Origin of the sequence: Streptomyces sp. SLBN-118 (assembly GCF_006715635.1) — a bacterium.
GTDB lineage: Bacteria > Actinomycetota > Actinomycetes > Streptomycetales > Streptomycetaceae > Streptomyces.
Genome location: NZ_VFNP01000001.1, coordinates 3,864,050 through 3,885,289, shown reverse-complemented (window position 1 = coordinate 3,885,289; position 21,240 = coordinate 3,864,050). Strand labels below are relative to the sequence as shown.

The 21,240-nt window shown below is 66.7% G+C and carries 17 protein-coding genes; 10 read left to right on the top strand and 7 right to left on the bottom strand.

Translation table 11 applies throughout. From position 1 onward, the window contains the following. The first annotated feature begins 175 nt into the window (after positions 1-175). The 3 genes from FBY35_RS17790 (at position 176) to FBY35_RS17780 (ending at position 3,378) form a co-directional block, all read left to right on the top strand. Entirely contained in the window at positions 176-892 is a 717-nt protein-coding gene (locus FBY35_RS17790; RefSeq protein WP_142214737.1) for a PadR family transcriptional regulator, read from the top strand. 58 nt (positions 893-950) lie between these two features. Beyond that, on the top strand, positions 951-2,033 hold the full coding sequence (locus tag FBY35_RS17785; protein ID WP_142214736.1) for an inositol-3-phosphate synthase: 1,083 nt from the start codon (positions 951-953) through the stop codon (positions 2,031-2,033). 76 nt (positions 2,034-2,109) lie between these two features. Next, positions 2,110-3,378: an MFS transporter gene (locus FBY35_RS17780; RefSeq protein WP_142214735.1), complete on the top strand. Its 1,269-nt coding sequence runs from the start codon at positions 2,110-2,112 to the stop codon at positions 3,376-3,378. Between the two features lie 675 nt (positions 3,379-4,053). On the opposite strand, the gene FBY35_RS17775 is transcribed toward FBY35_RS17780, so the two are convergent. Continuing rightward, positions 4,054-5,508, bottom strand: coding sequence for a CCA tRNA nucleotidyltransferase (locus tag FBY35_RS17775; RefSeq protein ID WP_142214734.1), 1,455 nt, complete (start codon positions 5,506-5,508; stop codon positions 4,054-4,056). Positions 5,509-5,686: 178 nt separating this feature from the next. Between FBY35_RS17775 and FBY35_RS17770 the strand changes: the two genes are divergently transcribed. The 7 genes from FBY35_RS17770 to trxA all read left to right on the top strand — a co-directional run bounded on the left by FBY35_RS17770 (position 5,687) and on the right by trxA (position 15,168). Beyond that, the gene (locus FBY35_RS17770) at positions 5,687-8,053 is read left to right on the top strand and encodes a DUF6049 family protein (protein WP_142214733.1); all 2,367 of its coding nucleotides are present in this window, start codon (positions 5,687-5,689) and stop codon (positions 8,051-8,053) included. A gap of 45 nt (positions 8,054-8,098) precedes the next feature. Next, complete coding sequence (murJ, locus tag FBY35_RS17765) at positions 8,099-10,231, top strand: murein biosynthesis integral membrane protein MurJ (RefSeq protein WP_142214732.1); 2,133 nt, start codon at positions 8,099-8,101, stop codon at positions 10,229-10,231. Positions 10,232-10,350: 119 nt separating this feature from the next. Beyond that, positions 10,351-12,054, top strand: coding sequence for a protein kinase family protein (locus FBY35_RS17760; protein ID WP_142214731.1), 1,704 nt, complete (start codon positions 10,351-10,353; stop codon positions 12,052-12,054). Positions 12,055-12,079: 25 nt separating this feature from the next. After that, the gene (gene sigM, locus FBY35_RS17755; RefSeq protein ID WP_142214730.1) at positions 12,080-12,784 is read left to right on the top strand and encodes an RNA polymerase sigma factor SigM; all 705 of its coding nucleotides are present in this window, start codon (positions 12,080-12,082) and stop codon (positions 12,782-12,784) included. After that, positions 12,781-13,683: an anti-sigma factor gene (locus FBY35_RS17750; RefSeq protein WP_142214729.1), complete on the top strand. Its 903-nt coding sequence runs from the start codon at positions 12,781-12,783 to the stop codon at positions 13,681-13,683. Before sigM ends, FBY35_RS17750 begins: the two co-directional genes overlap by 4 nt. A gap of 126 nt (positions 13,684-13,809) precedes the next feature. After that, the gene (gene trxB / locus FBY35_RS17745) at positions 13,810-14,784 is read left to right on the top strand and encodes a thioredoxin-disulfide reductase (RefSeq protein WP_142214728.1); all 975 of its coding nucleotides are present in this window, start codon (positions 13,810-13,812) and stop codon (positions 14,782-14,784) included. A gap of 51 nt (positions 14,785-14,835) precedes the next feature. Continuing rightward, positions 14,836-15,168 carry a thioredoxin gene (gene trxA, locus FBY35_RS17740; RefSeq protein WP_142214727.1) on the top strand — a complete coding sequence of 111 codons (333 nt, stop codon included), beginning with the start codon at positions 14,836-14,838 and terminating at the stop codon, positions 15,166-15,168. Between the two features lie 88 nt (positions 15,169-15,256). On the opposite strand, the gene FBY35_RS17735 is transcribed toward trxA, so the two are convergent. The 6 genes from FBY35_RS17735 to yidC form a co-directional block, all read right to left on the bottom strand. Then, positions 15,257-15,874 (bottom strand): GNAT family N-acetyltransferase, encoded by a 618-nt coding sequence (locus FBY35_RS17735; protein ID WP_142214726.1) that lies wholly within the window; start codon positions 15,872-15,874, stop codon positions 15,257-15,259. Between the two features lie 308 nt (positions 15,875-16,182). Beyond that, on the bottom strand, positions 16,183-17,280 hold the full coding sequence (locus FBY35_RS17730) for a ParB/RepB/Spo0J family partition protein (protein ID WP_142214725.1): 1,098 nt from the start codon (positions 17,278-17,280) through the stop codon (positions 16,183-16,185). After that, positions 17,277-18,353, bottom strand: coding sequence for a ParA family protein (locus FBY35_RS17725; protein WP_142214724.1), 1,077 nt, complete (start codon positions 18,351-18,353; stop codon positions 17,277-17,279). Before FBY35_RS17725 ends, FBY35_RS17730 begins: the two co-directional genes overlap by 4 nt. 265 nt (positions 18,354-18,618) lie before the next feature. After that, positions 18,619-19,335, bottom strand: coding sequence for a 16S rRNA (guanine(527)-N(7))-methyltransferase RsmG (gene rsmG, locus FBY35_RS17720; RefSeq protein ID WP_142214723.1), 717 nt, complete (start codon positions 19,333-19,335; stop codon positions 18,619-18,621). A gap of 112 nt (positions 19,336-19,447) precedes the next feature. Further along, positions 19,448-19,960: a R3H domain-containing nucleic acid-binding protein gene (locus FBY35_RS17715; protein ID WP_142214722.1), complete on the bottom strand. Its 513-nt coding sequence runs from the start codon at positions 19,958-19,960 to the stop codon at positions 19,448-19,450. A gap of 18 nt (positions 19,961-19,978) precedes the next feature. Then, the gene (gene yidC / locus FBY35_RS17710) at positions 19,979-21,238 is read right to left on the bottom strand and encodes a membrane protein insertase YidC (RefSeq protein WP_142214721.1); all 1,260 of its coding nucleotides are present in this window, start codon (positions 21,236-21,238) and stop codon (positions 19,979-19,981) included. Positions 21,239-21,240 lie beyond the last annotated feature (2 nt).

Sequence of the window (21,240 nt, the reverse complement as noted above, 5' to 3'; positions counted from 1 at the left end):
TGGTCTAGCGTCGAAGTTCCACACAAATCAGACAAATCTCCGCGGATGAATTGCTGATGTGATGCCGTTCACCATGGCCCCACTTGTCGCAGGAGGAACGCCGTTCTATCGTGCTGATGTATCGAGTCGATACATCAGCACGGCATAAGCAACTGGGACGGCGAGGGAGGCTACGGTGAGCAGACGCTCCGGCATCCTTGAGTTCGCCGTGCTCGGTCTGCTCCGTGAGGCCCCCATGCACGGGTATGAGCTGCGGAAACGGCTCAACACCTCGCTGGGAGTCTTCCGGGCCTTCAGTTACGGGACGCTCTACCCCTGCCTCAAGACGCTGGTTTCCAACGGCTGGTTGATCGAGGAGCCGGGAAGCGCGCCGGAGGACGCGCTCGCCGCTTCACTCGCGGGGCGCCGAGCCAAGATCGTCTACCGGTTGACGGCAGAAGGTAAGGAGCACTTCGAGGAGCTGCTCTCGCACACCGGCCCCGACACCTGGGAGGACGAGCACTTCGCGGCTCGTTTCGCCTTCTTCGGGCAGACGGAGCGCGAGGTGCGGATGCGGGTGCTTGAGGGCCGCCGCAGTCGGCTGGAGGAGCGCTTGGAGAAGATGCGCGCCTCGCTGGCTCGCACCCGCGAGCGCCTCGACGACTACACGCTTGAGCTGCAGCGACACGGAATGGAATCCGTGGAGCGCGAGGTGCGCTGGCTGAACGAGCTCATTGAGAGCGAGCGAGCGGGGCGGGATCAGCGACAGCCCGCCTCTGAGAGCTCCGCTCGGCACGACAACACATCTGGAGAGACGGGCGGCCTGCCCCGGCACAGGGGTGCCGAGTCCTCCGGGGGCACACCCCCCGGAAGCTCCACCCCGCCGGATCCGTCCGACGACACCGCCAAGTGAAGCGCTGCGATCCGCAGGGTTTCATCGGAATACCGAGATCACACAGGGAGCAACCGGAATGGGTTCGGTTCGCGTAGCAATCGTCGGCGTGGGCAACTGCGCCGCCTCGCTGGTGCAGGGCGTCGAGTTCTACAAGGACGCCGACCCGGCCGGCAAGGTGCCGGGTCTGATGCACGTCCAGTTCGGCGACTACCACGTCTCTGACATCGAGTTCGTGGCCGCCCTGGACGTGGACGCCAAGAAGGTCGGCCTCGACCTGGCGGACGCCATCGGTGCCAGCGAGAACAACACCATCAAGATCTGCGACGTGCCGAACACCGGCGTCACCGTGCAGCGCGGACACACCCTGGACGGCCTGGGCAAGTACTACCGCCAGACCATCGAGGAGTCCGCCGAGGCTCCGGTCGACATCGTCCAGATCCTCAAGGACAAGCAGGTCGACGTTCTGGTCTGCTACCTGCCCGTCGGCTCCGAGGACGCTGCGAAGTACTACGCGCAGTGCGCCATCGACGCCAAGGTCGCGTTCGTCAACGCCCTCCCGGTCTTCATCGCCGGTACCAAGGAGTGGGCGGACAAGTTCACCGAGGCGGGCGTCCCGATCGTCGGCGACGACATCAAGTCCCAGGTCGGCGCAACCATCACGCACCGCGTGATGGCGAAGCTCTTCGAGGACCGGGGCGTCATCCTGGACCGCACGATGCAGCTGAACGTCGGCGGCAACATGGACTTCAAGAACATGCTCGAGCGCGAGCGCCTTGAGTCCAAGAAGATCTCCAAGACGCAGGCCGTCACCTCGCAGATCCGCGACCGCGAGATGGGCGAGGACAACGTCCACATCGGTCCGTCCGACTACGTGGCATGGCTCGACGACCGCAAGTGGGCGTACGTCCGCCTCGAGGGCCGTGCCTTCGGTGAGGTCCCGCTGAACCTCGAGTACAAGCTCGAGGTCTGGGACTCCCCGAACTCCGCGGGCATCATCATCGACGCCGTGCGCGCCGCGAAGATCGCCAAGGACCGCGGGATCGGCGGCCCGATCCTCTCCGCGTCCTCGTACTTCATGAAGTCCCCGCCGGTCCAGTACTTCGACGACGAGGCCCGCGAGAACGTCGAGAAGTTCATCAAGGGCGAGGTCGAGCGCTAAGCGTTCAGCTGATCGTCTGCCGAGGGTCCCCGGGTAATCCACCCGGGGACCCTCCGCGTGTGTGACGCTTGACCGCATGCCTGTCGTACGTGATCTGCGCGTACTCCTGCGCCTTGCCGACTTTCGCCGGCTGCTGACCGTCCGGCTGCTCTCCCAGTCGGCCGACGGCGTCTACCAGGTCGCGCTTGCCACGTACGTGGTGTTCTCCCCGGAGAAACAGACCTCGCCCGCCGCCATCGCGTCGGCCATGGCCGTGCTGCTGCTGCCGTACTCCGTGATCGGCCCTTTTGCGGGCGTCATGCTGGACCGCTGGCAGCGCAGACAGGTCTTCCTGTACGGGAATCTCCTGCGGGCCCTTCTCGCGAGCGGCACCGCGGTACTGATCCTCCTCGCGGTACCCGACTGGCTCTTCTATGCCTCGGCCCTCTCCGTCACAGCCGTCAATCGCTTCGTGCTGGCCGGTATCTCCGCCGCGCTGCCGCGGGTTGTCGACGCGGACCGTCTCGTCATGGCCAACTCCCTCTCACCGACAGCGGGCACACTCGCGGCGACCGCCGGCGGCGGACTGGCCTTCGCGGTACGCCTGGTGTCCGAGGACTCCGATGCGGCCGTGGTGATGCTGGGCGCGGTGCTCTATCTCTGTTCCGCGCTTGCCTCTCTGCGGATGGCGCGTGAACTGCTCGGCCCCGACCAGCCGTTGGTCCAGCCCCGGCTGGGTGCCGCCCTGGCATCGACGGCACGCGGTCTGGCGGGCGGGGTGCGGCATCTAATCGAGCGCCGCGCTGCCACCCAGGTGCTGTTCGCGATGACTCTGATGCGCTTCTGCTACGGCGCCCTGACCGTGATGGTGCTGATGCTGTGCCGGTACGCCTGGTACGAGAAGCAGTCGGACGGGCTGGCCCTGCTCGGTGTGGCCGTCCTCATCTCCGGCGCCGGATTCTTCGCAGCGGCGGCGGTGACTCCGTATGCCGTGGGCCGGCTCGGGCAGTTCGGCTGGATGGTGGCGTGCGCGGGAGTGGCGGCTGTCCTCGAACCCGCCCTGGGGCTGCCCTTCGAGCCCGGGCCGATACTGGTCGCCGCGTTCATCCTGGGGCTCATCACCCAAGGCGCGAAGATCGCCACCGACACGGTGATCCAGACGTCGGTGGACGACGCCTACCGCGGCCGGGTGTTCTCCCTGTACGACGTGCTGTTCAACGTCGCCTTCGTGGGCGCTGCGGCGATCGCCGCACTGATGCTGCCCCCTGACGGCCGGTCGGTTCAGCTGGTGGTCGTGGTGGCGGTCATCTACGCGGCGGTGGCGGCAACGATGGCCCGTTGGAGGCGTGTTGGCGCGGTGATATAGCGCGCGCACCACCGCTGAAAATCGGAAGCGCGGGCCGAGCAAGACCGGCCCGCGCTCTCCAGGCGCTACCCGCGACCACTAGCGAGTCTGGTAGCCCCCCTTGAACATGTAGTCATGGCCCTTGCACGCAGCAGCCGAGGTAGAGGTTCTGACGGCAACCCAAACGTCATACTTCGTATACGTACTGCCATCTTGGCGTCGGCAGTTAGCGTAGGCCCTAAATTCTCCTGATCCACCACCACATGCGGTTTCAGTCCACATCGGGTAGCTGGTCTTGTACCACTGCGTAAGACATTTATTGGGCACCGCTTGCGCGTCCGTCGGCAAGGCAATCAGGGCAGCTATTGCCCCCATGGTCGCCAAAATTGCCGGTCGAGATCGCTTCATACTTCCCCCTAACAGTTCCATGGATGGTCATTCCAAGATCAGACCTTGCCCCATTGGAGCAACTGCCGCAGCAGCCCCCTCGCACCATGACTCAAGTCACAGGAACTTGCGGCGACCGAATGGCTTCGCAACTAGAAGTCGCGGCCTGCGCATGGCGCTTAACCTCACGAGAACGCACTGACGGCCATCAGGCGTCTACGCGCCGGGGCGATGTTTCACGTGAAACATCGCCCCCCGCCCCGTCGATCCGGCGCCATGTTTCACGTGAAACATGGCGCCGATTCAGGCTCAGCGCGCACGCTCGGCTTCGGTCGCCCACCATTTCTTCAGCGCTGCGACCGCCGCATCATGCTCCATCGGCCCGTTCTCCAGGCGCAGCTCCAGCAGGAACGCGTATGCCTTGCCGATCACGGGGCCGGGACCAACACCCAGGATCTCCTGGATCTGGTTGCCGTCCAGATCGGGCCGGATCGCGTCCAGCTCCTCCTGCTCCTTCAGCTGGGCGATGCGCTCCTCAAGCCCGTCATAGGCCCGGGACAGGGCACTCGCCTTGCGCTTATTGCGCGTGGTGCAGTCGGAGCGGGTCAGCTTGTGGAGCCGGTCCAGCAGCGGGCCTGCGTCGCGTACGTACCGGCGCACCGCCGAGTCGGTCCACTCGCCGGTCCCGTAGCCGTGGAACCGCAGATGCAGCTCCACGAGCCGTGAGACGTCCTTGACCATGTCGTTGGAGTACTTGAGAGCACTCATCCGCTTCTTGGTCATCTTCGCGCCCACCACCTCGTGGTGATGGAAGGAGACCCTGCCATCCGTCTCGAAACGCCGGGTGCGCGGCTTTCCGATGTCGTGGAGCAGCGCGGCCAGCCGCAGGACCAGATCCGGGCCGTTCTCCTCCAGGTCGATGGCTTGTTCCAGGACGATCAGAGAGTGCTCGTACACATCCTTGTGCCGGTGGTGCTCATCACTCTCCAGCCGCAGCGCCGGCAGCTCAGGCAGGACATGGTCGGCCAGGCCGGAGTCGACGAGCAGCCCCAGCCCCTTGCGCGGATGGGCGGAGAGGATCAGCTTGTTCAGCTCGTCGCGCACGCGTTCGGCGGAGACGATCTCGATGCGTTCCGCCATCCCCTTCATCGCGGTGACGACGTCGGGCGCGACCTCGAAGTCCAGCTGCGCGGCAAAGCGAGCGGCCCGCATCATGCGCAGCGGATCGTCGGAGAAGGATTCCTCGGGCGTACCGGGAGTCCTCAGGACGCGTTCGGAGAGATCCTCCAGGCCCCCGTGCGGATCGATGAACTCCTTCTCCGGCAGCGCCACGGCCATCGCGTTCACGCTGAAATCGCGCCGTATGAGGTCTTCCTCGATCGAGTCGCCGTATGACACCTCGGGCTTGCGTGACGTCCTGTCGTACGCCTCGGAGCGGTACGTGGTGACCTCGATCTGGTAGCCCTGCTTCTGGCAGCCCACCGTGCCGAAGGCGATCCCGACTTCCCACACGGTGTCGGCCCACGGCCGGATGATCTTGAGTACGTCCTCGGGGCGGGCGTCGGTCGTGAAATCCAGGTCATTGCCGAGCCGGCCGAGCAGCGCATCCCGGACCGAGCCGCCGACCAGGGCAAGACTGAACCCGGCCTCCTTGAAGCGGCGGGCAAGGTCGTCGGCGACAGGGGACACCCGCAGCAGTTCGCTCACCGCGCGGCGCTGCACCTGACTCAGTGCAGTGGGGTTGTCTTCATTGGCGTTCGGCACAACAGAAAAGGGTACGTGCCCCGGCCGGCCGGAGCGTCCCGGTTTATTGCCGCCCGAAGGCTCGTCCGATCTTGTGGAGCACTCCGCGGCACTTCGACACGGCGCACCTCGTTACCATGCGTGGACGCAGGAACCGAGAACCACCACCGGCAGCAGACGACAAGGGACGGGCAAGCGCGTGGCCGAGGCGGCAGACTTCCAGGGGATGAGTCCCTCTCCTGCCCGCCGGTGGCTGCGCCGCACAGCCTCCCTGCTCCTGGGCGCACCGCTTGTGGCCGGACTGCTGTGCGGTCCCGTCACACCGGCCGCACAGGCCGCCGAGAGCGCCTCCGGGTCCCACGGGGTCGATGTGTCTCTCGACACTCTTACGCCGGCCACCCCCGGCAAGAGCGACACGCTCGCGATCTCCGGCACGGTGATCAACAAGGGCAAGCAGACCGTCACCGACGCCGAGATCGATCTACGGGTCGGACCGGCGCTGTCCGGCAGGATCGCCGTGGACCGCGCCGCCGAGCGAACGGACAATGCGGCTGACCTCGATGCCTCAAAGGTCGACGACAAGTACACGATCAAGCTGCCGAAGCTAATCTCCGGCGTCGGCAGGGACTTCACACTCCGTGTCCCGGTCAGTGAGCTGAACCTCGACGACGACGGTGTCTACCAGCTCGGCGTCTACCTCTCGGGCCAGACGGCTGCCCAGCCGTTCGAGCAGGTGCTGGGCGTTGAGCGGACCTTCCTGCCCTGGCAGCCCGACGCGACCGAGAAGAGGACCCAGCTCACCTATCTCTGGCCGCTGATTTCCTCGACCCATCTCACCTCGGAGACCGGGTCGGACGAGCAGCAGACCCCTGTCTTCGAGGACGAGACGCTGGCCGAGGAGCTTGCCCCGGGCGGCCGCTTGGAACAGCTCGTCGCTCTCGGAAGCCAGTTGCCTGTCACCTGGGTGATCGATCCGGACCTGCTGGCCACGGTCGACGCGATGACCAGGAGCTATCAGGTCAAGAGCGGTAGCACCACCGTCGCCGGCAAGAACCAGGCGATCGCCAAGCGCTGGCTGAGCTCTGTCGAAGCCGCCGTCCGGGGCAGCAAGGTCGTCGCCCTGCCGTTCGCCGACCCGGATCTGGCGTCCCTGGCGCATCGGGGCAAGAACGTCTCCGGATCCCTGAGCCATCTGCAGCCTGCCACCGAAGTCGCCGAGACGACCGTGGAGACGATCATCCATGTGAAGCCGTCCACCGACTTCGCCTGGCCCGTGGACGGCGCGATCGACTCGTCGATCGTGGATGTGGCCACCTCCGCGGGCGCCCACAAAGTGATCGCTCGAAGCGACAGCCTGAGCGACAGCCTGTCGTACACGCCCACCGCCGCGCGCCCGATCGGCGGCGGAACAACGGCCGTGGTCTCCGACACCCGGCTCTCCACTGCCTTCCAGGGCGACATGATCAACACGGAGAGCTCCACGCTCGCCATCCAGAAGTTCCTCGCCCAGACGCTGGCGCTGACCCTTCAGGATCCGGACAAGCAGCGGAGCATCGTCGTCGCCCCCCAACGCCAGCCGACCGCCTCCCAGGCCCAGTCCATGGCACGCGCGCTCCAGGCACTGAACGCTCAGCGCTGGACGCAGCCGCTCGATCTGGTCGCGGCCGCAGGTGCCACTCCCGACGCGGACGCCACGACCAAGATCCCGGCCACGTCCCGCTATCCCGATCGGCTGCGCAAGTACGAGCTGCCGGTCGGGGCGTTCCAGGACATCAGAGCCACGCAGAACACCCTCGACAACTTCAAGGTCATCCTCACTGCCAAGGACCGGGTGGAGACCCCCTTCGGCAGGGCGATCGACCGGGAGATGTCCACCTCATGGCGGGGCAACCGGGCGGAGGCCCAGTTGTACCGCGACCAGGTGCAGGGCTATCTGCTGAGCCTCACCAGCGAAGTGCAGCTGGTCGAGAAGTCGCTCATCACGCTCTCGGGGCGCAGCGCGACGATCCCGGTCACGGTGCAGAACCGGCTGGTCCAGGGCGTCGACCACCTGGTGCTGCGGCTGAGGTCGGAGAATCCCACCCGTCTCAACCTCGACAACGAGAAGGGCATCGCCGAGGAGCCGATCAAGGTCGAGGGAGGCCACAGCCAGTCGGTGAAGTTCGCCGCGGCGGCCAACGCCAACGGTCCGGTCCAGATGAGAGCACAGCTCTTCACCGAGGACGGCAAGCCGTATGGCGACCCCATGATGTTCACGGTCAAGGTCTCCGAGGTCACCCCCACTGTGATGCTCGTCATCGCCGGCGGCGTCCTGCTTCTCGTCCTCGCAGGGGTCAAGATGTACAGCCAGCGCAAGCGGGCTGCTGCCCGCCAGGCGGCCGCGGAGGGACCCCAGTCCTCCGAGGCCGGGGACGACTCGGCAGACTCTGACCACGCGGACGGCGCAGAAGGCTCGGGCCGAGGAGGCATCGACAGCCCCGATCCCGGGCAGCCGAGTGACCTGACACCGGACACCGGACCCGAAAGCGGTGACCCGTCGGGCACGGGTGAGAAAGTGGACCGTTGAGCGATGTCGTGGCCGGCCGGCCGGGGACGATGAGGTGGGGTAGCAATGAACGCGCCGTACGACGGTGACCGCGGTCAGGGCCCGGGCTCAGACCCGGCAGCCCAGCCCGCCCCCGACCCGTACTCACAGGACCCGTACCTCCAGGACGCCTACGCTCCCGATCCCTACCAGGCACAGGACCTGTCCGCACAGGACCCGGTGGCCGAGGCCCTCTACGACCGCGCCTCGCACCCTCCGCCGCCTCCAGGCACGTACCAGGAGTCTCAGCCGCTCTACCAGCAGCCGCCCAGCCCCCAGCACGCTCCGGACCCTCGTATCTGGGCGCAGACCCCGCCGCCCGAGCCCTCCGGTCCCTCCCGCCTCCTACCCTACGGGGACGACGCCAGGACCACCGAGTTCACCGGTGTGGACGACCTGGTCACCCGGGCCGGTGAGGAGGAGCCCGAGCCCGACGCCTTCGCCCACCTCTTCCGGGACCAGCAGAACGCCGGCCGGCCGGCTCCCGAACCCGAGCCGGTCCCGGCGGCACCCGCCCCCAAGAAGCCCGTCGGGCGGGCTTCGGGCCTGCTGAAGTCCAGCGCGGTCATGGCGGCCGGCACGCTGGTCTCCCGCCTCACTGGTTTCGTACGCAGCCTGGTGATCACAGCGGCTCTCGGTGCCGCTCTCCTAGGCGACACCTTCACCGTCGCGTACACCCTGCCGACGATGATCTACATCCTCACCGTCGGCGGCGGCCTCAATTCCGTCTTCGTCCCGCAGCTGGTGCGCGCGATGAAGAACGACGAGGACGGCGGTGTGGCTTACGCCAATCGTCTGCTGACCCTGGTCATGGTGTCGCTCGCCGCCATCGTCGCCGTGGCCGTCTTCGCGGCCCCCCTGCTGGTCCAGCTGATGTCGGACACCATCGCCGGCGACGAGGCGGCCAACAGCGTCGCTGTCACCTTCGCCCGCTACTGCCTGCCCACGATCTTCTTCATGGGCGTACACGTGGTGATGGGCCAAATCCTCAACGCCCGCGGGAAGTTCGGCGCGATGATGTGGACCCCGGTCCTGAACAACATCGTCATGATCACCACGTTCGGCCTCTTCATCTGGGTGTACGGAACGTCCGCCGAGTCGCACATGGGCGTCCAGTCGATCCCGCCGGAGGGTGTCCGGCTGCTGGGTATCGGCACCTTGCTCGGCCTTACCGTCCAGGCACTCGCGATGATCCCTTACCTGCGTGAGACCGGATTCAGGTTCCGCCCACGCTTCGACTGGAAGGGCCACGGCCTCGGCAAGACGGTCAAGCTCGCAAAGTGGACCGTGCTGTTCGTCCTCGCGAACCAGGCGGGTGTGCTGGTCGTCACGCAGCTGGCCACCGCTGCCGGTGAGTCCTCCGGCAGGCAGGGCGCGGGCTTCATCGCCTACACCAACGCGCAGTTGATCTGGGGCATGCCGCAGGCCATCATCACGGTCTCGGTCATGGCCGCCCTCCTGCCCCGTATCTCTCGCGCCGCACACGACAACGACCCGGGCGCCGTACGCGACGACATCTCCCAGGGGCTGCGCAACTCCGCGGTCGCGATCGTCCCGGTCGCCTTCGCCTTTCTGGCGCTCGGCCTCCCGATGTCCACGCTGCTGTTCTCCTCGAGCGGCCTCGAGGCGGCCCGGGGCATGGGCTTCATCCTTATGGCGTTCGGTCTCGGTCTCATCCCGTACTCCGTGCAGTACGTCGTGCTGCGCGGCTTCTACGCGTACGAGGACACCCGCACGCCCTTCTACAACACGGTCATCGTCGCCGCGGTCAACGCGGCTGCATCGGCGCTCTGTTACGCGCTCCTGCCCGCCCAGTGGGCAGTAGTCGGCATGGGCGCCGCCTACGGTCTCGCCTACGCGGTCGGCGTGGGCATCGCCTGGCGCCGGCTGAAGAACCGCCTCGGCGGCGATCTGGACGGCGCCCATGTCATGCGTACGTACGCACGCCTGTGCATGGCTTCCGTCCCCGCCGCGGCGGCCGGAGGCGCGGTCGCGTACGTCGTCCTCAAGGGGCTCGGCAGCGGGGCGCTGGGTTCGCTCGTCGCGCTGGTCGGCGGCGGAATCGTGTTGCTTGGCGTCTTCTTCGTCGCGGCGAAGCGGATGCGTATCGATGAACTGAACGCCATGGTCGGCATGGTGCGCGGGCGCCTCGGACGCTAGGAAGACGAGCGCGCCGCACAACCATCGCCGGTCGTTGTGTGTCGTGCATAGCGGCCGACTGTGGGCACAATTGGCATGGCTGTTGGATATGCGCAACGGATGGGGAGGCAGGAACGACGGTGGCGGAACGTAGCACGGCTGCCGTCGACGTGGCCGACAACAGCGGAGATGATCCGCTGACCGCGAAGGCGGGCAAGGCCACGACCGACGGGGCGGCGGAATCCCAGGACACGGCGGAGAAGACCGCACCGGACACGGACAGCGAACGGCAGGGCACCGAACCCACCATCGCCACGCCCGAACTGCACAGTGGTCACAAACTCGCCAGACGCTACCGACTCGAAGAGTGCGTCACCCGTCTGGACGGTTTCAGCAGCTGGCGTGCGGTCGACGAGAAACTGCGCCGCGCCGTCGGCGTGCATCTGCTCCCTGCCGACCACCCTCGGGCCCGTTCCGTACTCGCGGCGGCCCGCTCCTCGGCACTTCTCGGTGACCCGCGCTTCGTACAGGTCCTCGACGCCGTCGAGGAGAACGACCTCGTCTATGTCGTCCATGAGTGGCTGCCGGACGCGACCGAGCTCACCGCTCTGCTCGCCATGGGGCCCATGGAGCCACACGACGCCTACCAGCTCGTCGATCAGCTGGCCCAGGCCATGGCCGCGGCCCACAGAGAGGGACTGGCTCACCTCAGGCTCACCCCCGGAGCGGTGCTGCGGACGTCGACCGGGCAGTACAGGATCCGCGGCCTCGCCGTGAATGCCGCCCTCCGCGGAATCACGGCCGACGGACCTCAGCGCGCCGACACCGAAGCCATCGGCGCCCTGTTGTACGCGGCGCTGACCCAGCGGTGGCCGTACGAGAACGACGCGTACGGTCTCTCCGGGCTGCCCAAGGGCGTCGGGCTCATCGCCCCCGACCAGGTACGGGCCGGCGTGCACCGCGGGCTCTCCGAACTCGCCATGCGCGCACTGGTCAACGACGGCGCCACGGCCTCCCGGCAGGAGCCGCCCTGCACCACACCGGACGAACTTGCCAAGGCCGTCGCGGCGATGCCCCGCATCCGCCCGCCGGAGCCCGCGTTCACCTCCCCGCCTGAATACCAGCGGACCACGTACCAGCAGGGCGCTTACGGCCGCCCTGCGCCCGGTCCCGGACCGGCGGCAACCCAGCAGGTGGCTGCCCCGCCGCCACCGCTCCAGAGCCGCACGGGCAAGGTCCTCAAGTGGACCGTGGCCGCGTTGCTCATCGCCGCGCTGGGGCTGGGCAGCTGGCAGATTGCCGACAAGCTGATCGACCGCGACAGGGACCCGGTCGACCCTGGCACCTCGCAGTCGAACAGCGGCGAGAAGAACGCCGAGGACACGTCCGGTAAGCCGGTCGCCATTGACGACGCGCATGACTTCGACCCCTTCGGCCAGGACCGCTCCGAGAAGCCCGCCGGCATAAAGAACAGCTACGACGGCGACCCGAGCACGTCCTGGAACACCGACGGATACCTCAGCGCGGACTTCGGGCGGCTGAAGTCCGGCGTCGGCATTGTTCTGGACCTGGGTAAGGCCCAGCAGGTAGGCACCGTGGACGTCTCCTTCCTCGGTGGCGACACATCAGTGCAACTGCTCGCCGCTCCCGAGGATGCGCCGTCGGAGCCCACGACCTTCGACGGCTTCCACAAGCTGACCGTGGGAACCGGTACGAACGTGTCCCTCAAGCCCGCCAAGGCGGTACAGGCGCGATACGTTCTGCTCTGGCTGACCAAACTCCCGCCGTCCGGCGACGACGGAAAATGGCGGGGCAAGGTCTCGGAGATCAAGATCACCAGCTGACGGCACCAAGGGAGGGGGCTCACCGTTGGATGACGCGACACTCGGCGACACAAGCGACCAGGACCTTCTGGCCCGCCACGTCGCGGGGGACCCGGACGCCTTCGGTGAGCTGGTACGCCGCCACCGCGACAGGCTCTGGGCCGTCGCCCTGCGCACCCTGGGAGACCGGGAGGAAGCCGCCGACGCTGTCCAGGACGCTCTGGTGTCCGCCTTCCGGGCCGCCCATACGTTCAGGGGCCAGTCCGCCGTCACCACCTGGCTTCATCGCATCACCGTGAACGCCTGTCTCGACCGGGCCCGCAAGGCGGCCTCACGCAAGACCTCCCCCGTCGACGACACAGAGCGCCTGGAGCAGCTCCTCGAGCCTCATGAGTCCGCCGAGGCCCCGGCGGAGAGACAGGATCTGCATCGCGAGCTCCTCGCGGCGCTGGCGAAACTGCCCGTGGATCAGCGGGCAGCACTGGTGCTGGTGGACATGCAGGGCTATCCGGTCGCGGAGGCGGCCCGTGTCCTCGATGTACCGACCGGAACCGTGAAAAGCCGGTGTGCTCGCGGTCGGGCACGGCTGTTGCCGATGCTCACTCATCTGCGCGGTGATGCCGGGGATAACACCGAGCTCGACGGGGGAAGGAACCGGACGCCGGGGACATCCGTCCCACCGGCGTCGGGACAAAGGGACGCAGGGCCGAATGACCCTGCAGCTGTGAAGGGCGGAGGTGGGCGCACGTGACATCGACGACCGACACGAGTCGGCACCCGGACGTCTCGGAAATCTCCGACCTCGCCGAGGGCCTGCTTCCCCAGTCCCGTACAGCCGATGTGCGTGAGCACCTGGACGGCTGCCCCTTGTGCGCCGACGTACGCGCGTCCCTCCAGGAAATCCGCGGACTGCTCGGAACACTGCCGGGCGCCCATCGGATGCCCGCCGACATCGTCGGCCGCATCGACGCCGCTCTGGCCGCCGAGGCACTCCTGGACTCCACCACGCCCGAAGAGCCGGCCCATGTTTCACGTGAAACAGCGCCCGCCCCTCAGCCGGCCGAGACCACTCCCGCCGACCGCCCCTCGGGACGCCCGCGCGGTGCAACGGGACCCGGACGCAGCCGACGCGGAGGGCGACGGCGCAAAGCCGTCCTCGGCGCAGTGTTCGGCGCAGCCGCAATCGGTATGAGCGTCCTGCTTCTCCAGTCGCTGCAGTCCACCAGCGTCAACGACGCCGACTCTTCAACGAAGGATGCGAGCGTCAGCGCCGCCGAGGGCGACGCTCAGGACTTCTCGGGCTCCGACCTCAAGGGCCATGTCCTGGCACTGCTCACAGTCGGCTCAAATCAACCGGAGCCGCGGATCGAGAAGGGGCCATCGGTCAACAGCGAGCCCAAGACCCTTTCGCCCGGGCAGAAGCCGACCGTGGCTGTGCCGCCCTGTATCCAGAAGGGCACCGGCCGCACCGATGCCCCGATCGCCGTCGAAAAGGGCGAGTACAAGGGTGACGACGCGTACCTCGTCGTACTGCCGCACTCCACGGACAACGGGCAGGTCCAGGCGTATGTGATCGATGCGGCCTGCGTCGAGTCCGCGCCCGCATCCAGTGGGAAGCTCTTGCTCACCAACTCGTACCCTCTGCGCTGACACATGCCGCCGCGCCGCGCGAGCATCACGGGAATGCAGGCCCCGTAGGATCCGTTGGGTGGGAAGAGAGTCCTAGACCCACTCCCGGTAGGCAGCGGTTAGTCCGCAGAGACGAGGAAGAAACCCGTGAGCGACGTCCGTAACGTGATCATCATCGGCTCCGGGCCGGCCGGCTACACGGCGGCGCTTTACACCGCGCGCGCTTCGCTGCAGCCGCTGGTCTTCGAGGGAGCCGTCACCGCCGGCGGTGCACTGATGACCACGACCGAGGTGGAAAACTTCCCCGGCTTCCGCGACGGCATCATGGGTCCGGACCTGATGGACAACATGCGTGCGCAGGCCGAGCGCTTCGGCGCCGAGCTGGTCCCGGACGACGTTGTTTCCGTCGACCTCAGCGGCGAGATCAAGACCGTCACCGACACAGCGGGCACCGTCCACCGGGCCAAGGCCGTCATCGTCACCACCGGCTCCCAGCACCGCAAGCTCGGCCTTCCGAACGAGGACGCGCTTTCCGGGCGCGGCGTCTCCTGGTGTGCGACGTGTGACGGGTTCTTCTTCAAGGACCAGGACATCGCCGTCATCGGCGGCGGCGACACCGCGATGGAGGAGGCGACCTTCCTCTCGCGGTTCGCCAAGAGCGTCACCGTTGTCCACCGGCGTGACACCCTGCGGGCCTCCAAGGCCATGCAGGACCGTGCCTTCGCCGATCCGAAGATTTCCTTCGCCTGGGACAGCGAAGTCGCGGTGATCCACGGCGAGCAGAAGCTTTCCGGTCTGACGCTGCGCAACACCAAGACCGGCGAGACCTCTGAGCTCGCTGTCACCGGGCTTTTCATCGCCGTTGGCCATGACCCGCGCACCGAGCTCTTCAAGGGCCAGCTCGAGCAGGACGACGAGGGCTACCTGAAGGTGAAGGCGCCGTCGACGCTCACCAACCTGACCGGTGTCTTCGCTGCGGGTGACGTCGTCGACCACACCTACCGCCAGGCCATCACTGCGGCCGGCACCGGCTGCTCGGCCGCACTCGACGCCGAGCGATACCTCGCCGCTCTTGCCGACGGTGAGAAGGCCGCTGAGCCGGAGAAGACCTCCGCGGTCTGACCCTCTACACCTCATCCCCCTCATAGCCCGCAAAGTAGTAAGGAGGCCGCCGTGGCCGGCGCCCTGAAGAACGTGACCGACGACACCTTCGAAGAGGATGTCCTCAAGAGCGACAAGCCCGTACTGGTGGACTTCTGGGCCGCCTGGTGCGGACCGTGCCGCCAGATCGCGCCGTCCCTCGAAGCCATCGCGGCCGAGCACGGCGACAAGATCGAGATCGTGAAGCTCAACATCGACGAGAACCCGGCCACTGCCGCCAAGTACGGCGTCATGTCCATCCCGACGCTGAACGTGTACCAGAACGGCGAAGTCGCCAAGACCATCGTCGGTGCCAAGCCGAAGGCTGCCATCGTGCGGGACCTCGAGGGCTTCATCGGCGAGTAGTCGGCGAGCAGTCACAGCGCCGCTGTTTCACGTGAAACACGCATGGGCCCATCCCCAGTCGGGGATGGGCCCATGTTCGCGTGCGCGGTCATAGCGGCCGGAGGACAGGCTCCTTCTGCACAGCTCCGAGCAGACGGTCCAGAGCCAGCTCGACATCTTCCTTCCAGGAGAGCGTCGTCCGCAGCTCCAGCCTCAGGCGGGGATACGTCGGATGCGGCCGCACCGTCTTGAAGCCGACTGCCAGAAGATGGTCGGCGGGCAGTACGCAGGCGGGCTCCTTCCAGCGCGCATCTCCGAATGCCTCGATCGCACGGAAGCCCCGCCGCAGCAGATCCTTGGCCACGGTCTGCACGATGACCCGGCCGAGTCCTTGCCCTTGATAGCCAGGACTGATCCAGGCCGTCATCAGCTGGACCGCGTCCGGTGAGACCGGACTGGTGGGGAAGGCGGTCGAACGCGGCACATAGGCCGGTGGCGCGTACAGGACGAAGCCGACCGGAACCTCGTCGACGTAGACGACTCGCCCGCAGGAGCCCCACTCCAGCAGCACGGCCGAGATCCAGGCCTCCTTCTCCAGCTCAGGAGTACCCGCCTTTACCGCGGCTTCCCCGCTGACCGGATCAAGCTCCCAGAAGACACACGCACGACAACGCTTGGGGAGGTCCGAAAGGTTGTCCAGCGTGAGCGGTACAAGCCGACGCCCCATGAAGGCTGTTCCTCGCTTCCTTCACCCGCCGCGCTACGAGCGGCTGCCAGCGCGCTCCGCTCCTGGAGCAGGCTGCTGATAAAGCCTCCCACTGCTCCCAGGCTCAAGCCCGCTGTCACCAGTTGGCTGCGGCTCACCGTTCGCATGACCCCCGCCCTCCCTCTGAGGTGGATCAAGGTGGATGCGCCATACCAGAACGCATCGTATCCACCCAGCCCTGACACGGATACAGGCCTACAGCAAAGGGCGGGCCATGTCCGGTCAACCCGCCGGAACATGGCCCGCCCTTTACCCGATTGGCGAGAGCCTCAGCCTTCGTCGTCCTCACCCGGCTCCTCGGCGAGGCTCTTCTCCAGAACTCGTCCCTCACCGGGGGCAAGGGTGCCGAGGATGCGCTCCAGATCGTCTATCGAGGCGAACTCGACGACGATCTTTCCCTTCTTCTGACCGAGGTCAACCTTTACCCGGGTCTCGAAACGGTCGGAGAGCCGCGATGCGAGATCGGTGAGCGCCGGCGACAGCCGCGCTCCTGCCCGCGGGCTCTTCGGCTTGGTCGTGCTTTTGGGGCTCGAGTTGATCAGCGTGACGATCTCCTCGACCGCCCGGACAGAGAGCCCCTCGGCAACGATCCGATGCGCAAGCCTGTCCTGCTCCTCGGAGTCCTCCACCGAGAGCAGAGCCCTCGCATGACCGGCCGAGAGCACCCCGGCAGCGACCCTGCGCTGAACGGGAGGCGACAGACGCAGCAGGCGCAGAGTGTTGGACACCTGAGGACGCGAGCGTCCGATCCGGTCGGCCAACTGGTCGTGGGTGCAGTTGAAGTCCTTGAGCAGCTGGTCGTAGGCGGCAGCCTCTTCCAGCGGGTTCAGCTGCGCGCGGTGAAGGTTCTCCAGCAGCGCATCCAGAAGGAGCTTCTCATCGTCCGTGTCCCGAACGATCGCAGGAATCCGCTCCAGACCGGCCTCACGGCAGGCCCTCCAGCGGCGCTCGCCCATGATGAGCTCGTAGCGATCCGCACTCAACTGCCGCACCACGACGGGCTGGAGAAGACCCACTTCCTTGATAGAAGTGACCAGCTCCGCGAGAGCGTCCTCGTCGAAAACCTCACGCGGCTGACGCGGGTTGGGCGTAATGGCATCAAGAGGCAGCTCGGCGAAGTGCGCCCCGGCCGGCTCCGCGGGCTGCGGTACGGCATCCGGCTCCGGTGCCGGCATGATCGAATCCGGCGCAACGGCGGCCGAAGGCAGCGTCGCCACCTTGGCGGCCGCAACACCCCGCTCCGCGGTCAGCACCGGGGCCACTCCCGGAGAGCTCGAAGCCCCGGCAGAGGGCGCCTGCTTCTCCTGGGGAGCGGCAGGGATCAGCGCACCGAGCCCACGCCCCAATCCTCTACGTCGCTCGCTCACTGGATCCCCTCCGAAATGTTCTGCTGGCTGTTCTGGCCGACCGCGTGGGCATGCTGCGGGTCGTAGTGGATCCCGACCCCTCTCAGCGCGATCTCGCGAGCCGCTTCGAGGTAGGACAAGGATCCACTGGAACCTGGATCGTAGGTCAGCACGGTTTGCCCATAGCTGGGGGCCTCCGAAATACGCACCGAGCGCGGGATGCTCGTACGGAGCACCTCCTCGCCGAAGTGGCTGCGCACTTCGTCCGCCACCTGTGAGGCAAGCCGGGTTCTGCCGTCGTACATGGTCAGCAGAATCGTCGACACATGCAGGGTCGGGTTGAGATGCCCGCGCACCAGGTCCACGTTCCTCAGCAGCTGCCCCAGACCTTCCAGCGCGTAGTACTCGCACTGGATGGGGATCAGCACCTCCGCACCGGCGACCAGCGCGTTGACGGTCAGCAGACCGAGCGAGGGCGGGCAGTCGATGAGGATGTAGTCCAGTGGCTGCTCATAGGCCTGGATGGCTCGCTGCAGTCGGCTCTCCCGCGCCACCAGCGACACCAGCTCGATCTCCGCACCGGCGAGATCGATGGTGGCGGGAGCGCAGAAGAGACCTTCGACGTCCGGGACCGGCTGGACCACCTCGGAGAGCGGCTTGCTCTCCACCAGGACGTCATAGATCGAAGGAACTTCGGCGTGGTGATCGATCCCCAGCGCCGTGGAGGCGTTGCCCTGTGGATCCAGATCGACAACCAGTACACGCGCGCCATGGAGGGCGAGCGAAGCGGCGAGGTTGACCGTGGTGGTGGTCTTCCCTACACCGCCCTTCTGGTTGGCGACAACCATGACGCGTGTCTGCTCAGGTCGGGGCAGACCCTCGCCGGCACGCCCCAGCGCCTCCACGGCCAGCTGGGCAGCACGGCCGATGGGGGTGTCGTCCATCGGGGGCGGTGTTTCACGTGAAACATCCTCCCCCGGTGACTCAGTACGGGGACCGGGGACCGGGTCGGTCATCGGTCCCGCGATGTTGGCGTCGGACCGCAAGGATTCACTCTCCTCGACTTCAGGCTCGCGATGAACAGAGCCTGCCATGCTTTCGGGGTCGTGAACCAGCGAGGCAGGTGGTTCTGTGGGTGAATCCACCTCTGTGGACAACTCCGTGGCCCTCACGAGGGGCTTACGGTCCCGCATCGGGGCGGCAGCACGGCCGCGACTGATGATTCCCTGCAGCAGTGAGCGACGTTTCACGTGAAACACGATGCACGCGCCGCAGGACTACGCTCGCACGACACTCCGAAATGCGTACGTATGGCAGCTTGTATGGAGCATTACTCATAGGCAGTACGAACTGTATGGATCAGCGACGCCGACGAGTGCGGCTGGTCCTGGCAGCCTTGGCCCGCTTCGCAGCGAAGCGCACTCCACCAGGGCTCTCCCCGACCTCCACTCGGACCACCGTCGACAGGGGATCGACAATCCCCTCACCGACGTGCAGGACCGAGGTCTCCACCACGCCGAGCTTGCTCAGGGCGGCACGTGCCCCCTGGATCTCCTCCTCGGCAGTGTCTCCCTTGAGGGCGAGCATTTCTCCGTACGGTCGCAGCAGGGGCACTCCCCAGCCCGCCAGCCGGTCCAGTGGCGCCACAGCCCGTGCGGTCACCACATGCACCGGAGGCAGCTTGCCCAGCACTTCCTCGGCCCGGCCCCGGACCACAGTCACATGCTCCAAGCCCAGTAGTTCGACGACTTCCTGGAGGAAGTTCGTACGGCGAAGCAGCGGTTCGAGGAGCGTGATCTTCAGATCTGGGCGCACCAGTGCCAAAGGAATGCCCGGGAGGCCGGCCCCCGAGCCCACATCGCAGACCGTGACGCCCTCCGGCACAACCTCAGAGAGGACGGCGCAGTTAAGCAGATGCCGTTCCCACAGTCGCGGCACCTCACGAGGACCGATCAGTCCACGCTTCACTCCGGTATCCGCGAGCAGCTCCGCATACCGCACGGCCTCCGGAAAGAAGTCTCCGAAAACCGTCCGCGCCTCTACTGGCGCCTGGGGAAGCTCTGCTGCCTCCGTCACGGGAACCGTCCTTCCGTACCGCAGTGTCGCTCTGTGGACTGTGGTGGCTGACTATCAGGCTGACAAAGATCGGCCCCGCCTGCGAACAGACGGGGCCGAGGGACGATCGAGGTCAGGCAGGGAGTACGACGACGAAGCGCTGCGGCTCCTCGCCCTCGGACTCACTGCGCAGACCAGCGGCCGCGACCGCGTCGTGGACGACCTTGCGCTCGAAGGGCGTCATCGGGTCGAGCTTGACCGGCTCACCGGTGCTCTTCACCTCGGCGGCGGCCTTGGCGCCGAGCTCGGCGAGTTCGGTGCGCTTCTTGGCCCGGAAGCCCGCGATGTCCAGCATCAGCCGGCTGCGGTCCCCGGTCTCCCGGTGCACGGCGAGCCGCGTGAGCTCCTGCAGTGCCTCCAGGACCTCGCCGTCACGGCCGACGAGCTTCTGCAGATCACGGCTGCCCGAGTCACTGATGATCGAGACCGCGGCCCGGTCGGCCTCGACGTCCATGTCGATGTCACCGTCGAGATCGGCGATGTCGAGCAGACCCTCGAGGTAGTCGGCCGCGATCTCCCCTTCCTGCTCGAGGCGGGTCAGGGTGTCGCCACCCTCGGCGGCGGCGGAGATGGTGCCTTCCGTCACGGATGGACTCCTTCTTGCTTACTTCTTGGACGAGGGGTGCTTGGGCCGCTGCTGGCCCTTGCGCTGCCCGGACTTGGGCTGCTGGCGTGGGGTACCCGAGGCAGGCTTGCCCGGCTTTGCGCCCTGAGGCGTGTCCTTCTGCAGCGAAGGCTTCGGGGCCGAGTCGGCGGGCTCGGTGCTCTTGGGCGCGCTCTGCTGGGCGCTGGCGGACTGACGCTTCGCCTTGGTCTGACGCTTGGGCTGCTGCCGCTTCTGAGCGGCACCGCCCTCGGCCTCGGCCACAGCGACGTCACCCTTGACCACCGAGCCGTCGGCCTGAGCGGCGAAGCCCGCTTTGGAGAGGCCGTTGATGAACCGGCGCTCGTTCTCGTTGCGGTCCGGGCCCTTGGCGACGATCGCCTGGATCACATTCTTCTTGCGCCGCGACTTCACCTCGCTGTGGGCGGCCACGGTCTTCAGCAGCCGCTGCAGGTACTGGTCCTGGGCCTTGCTGCCCGGCGTCGGGTTCTGGTTGATCACGTACATCTGCTGGCCCATGGTCCACACGTTGGTGGTCAGCCAGTAGACGAGGACACCGACAGGGAAGTTGATGCCCATGACGGCGAAGATGACCGGGAAGATGTACATGAGCATCTTCTGCTGCTGCATATACGGCGTCTTGACCGTCAGGTCGACGTTCTTCTGCATCAGCTGGCGCTGCGTGTAGAACTGCGACGCCGACATCATGACGATCATGACCGCGGTGACGATACGGACGTCCACCAGCGAGGCGTCGAGGGAAGCGACCTTCGCCGCGCTGTCCGTGAACTTGGCCGCCAGCGGGGCGCCGAAAATGTGCGCCTGACGCGCGCTGTCGAGCAGCGACTCATTGATGACGCCGACGGTCTTGCCCGAGGCGATGCTGGAGAGCACGTGGTAGAGGGCGAAGAAGAACGGCGACTGCGCGAGGATCGGAAGGCACGAGGAGAGCGGGTTGGTGCCCGTCTCCTTGTACAGCTTCATCATCTCTTCGGACTGACGCTGCTTGTCGTTCTTGTAGCGCTCCTGGATCGCCTTCATCTTCGGCTGGAGCGCCTGCATGTTCCTGGTCGACTTGATCTGCTTCACAAAGAGCGGGATCAGACAGATCCGGATAAGGACCACCAGCGACACGATGGACAGTCCCCAGGCCCAGCCCGTGTTGGGGCCGAAGATTGCCCCGTACAGCGAGTGGAACTGGACGATGACCCACGAAACAGGTGTGGTGATAAAGCTGAAGAGACTGGCAATCGTGTCCACTA

Excerpts from the sequence above, each read along its gene's own strand:
- FBY35_RS17725 (WP_142214724.1), bottom strand. The coding sequence starts at position 18,353 with ATGGCAGGCTCTGTTCATCGCGAGCCTGAAGTCGAGGAGAGTGAATCC.
- FBY35_RS17735 (WP_142214726.1), bottom strand. The coding sequence starts at position 15,874 with ATGGGGCGTCGGCTTGTACCGCTCACGCTGGACAACCTTTCGGACCTC.
- murJ (WP_142214732.1), top strand. The coding sequence starts at position 8,099 with ATGAACGCGCCGTACGACGGTGACCGCGGTCAGGGCCCGGGCTCAGAC.
- FBY35_RS17780 (WP_142214735.1), top strand. The coding sequence starts at position 2,110 with ATGCCTGTCGTACGTGATCTGCGCGTACTCCTGCGCCTTGCCGACTTT.
- FBY35_RS17785 (WP_142214736.1), top strand. The coding sequence starts at position 951 with ATGGGTTCGGTTCGCGTAGCAATCGTCGGCGTGGGCAACTGCGCCGCC.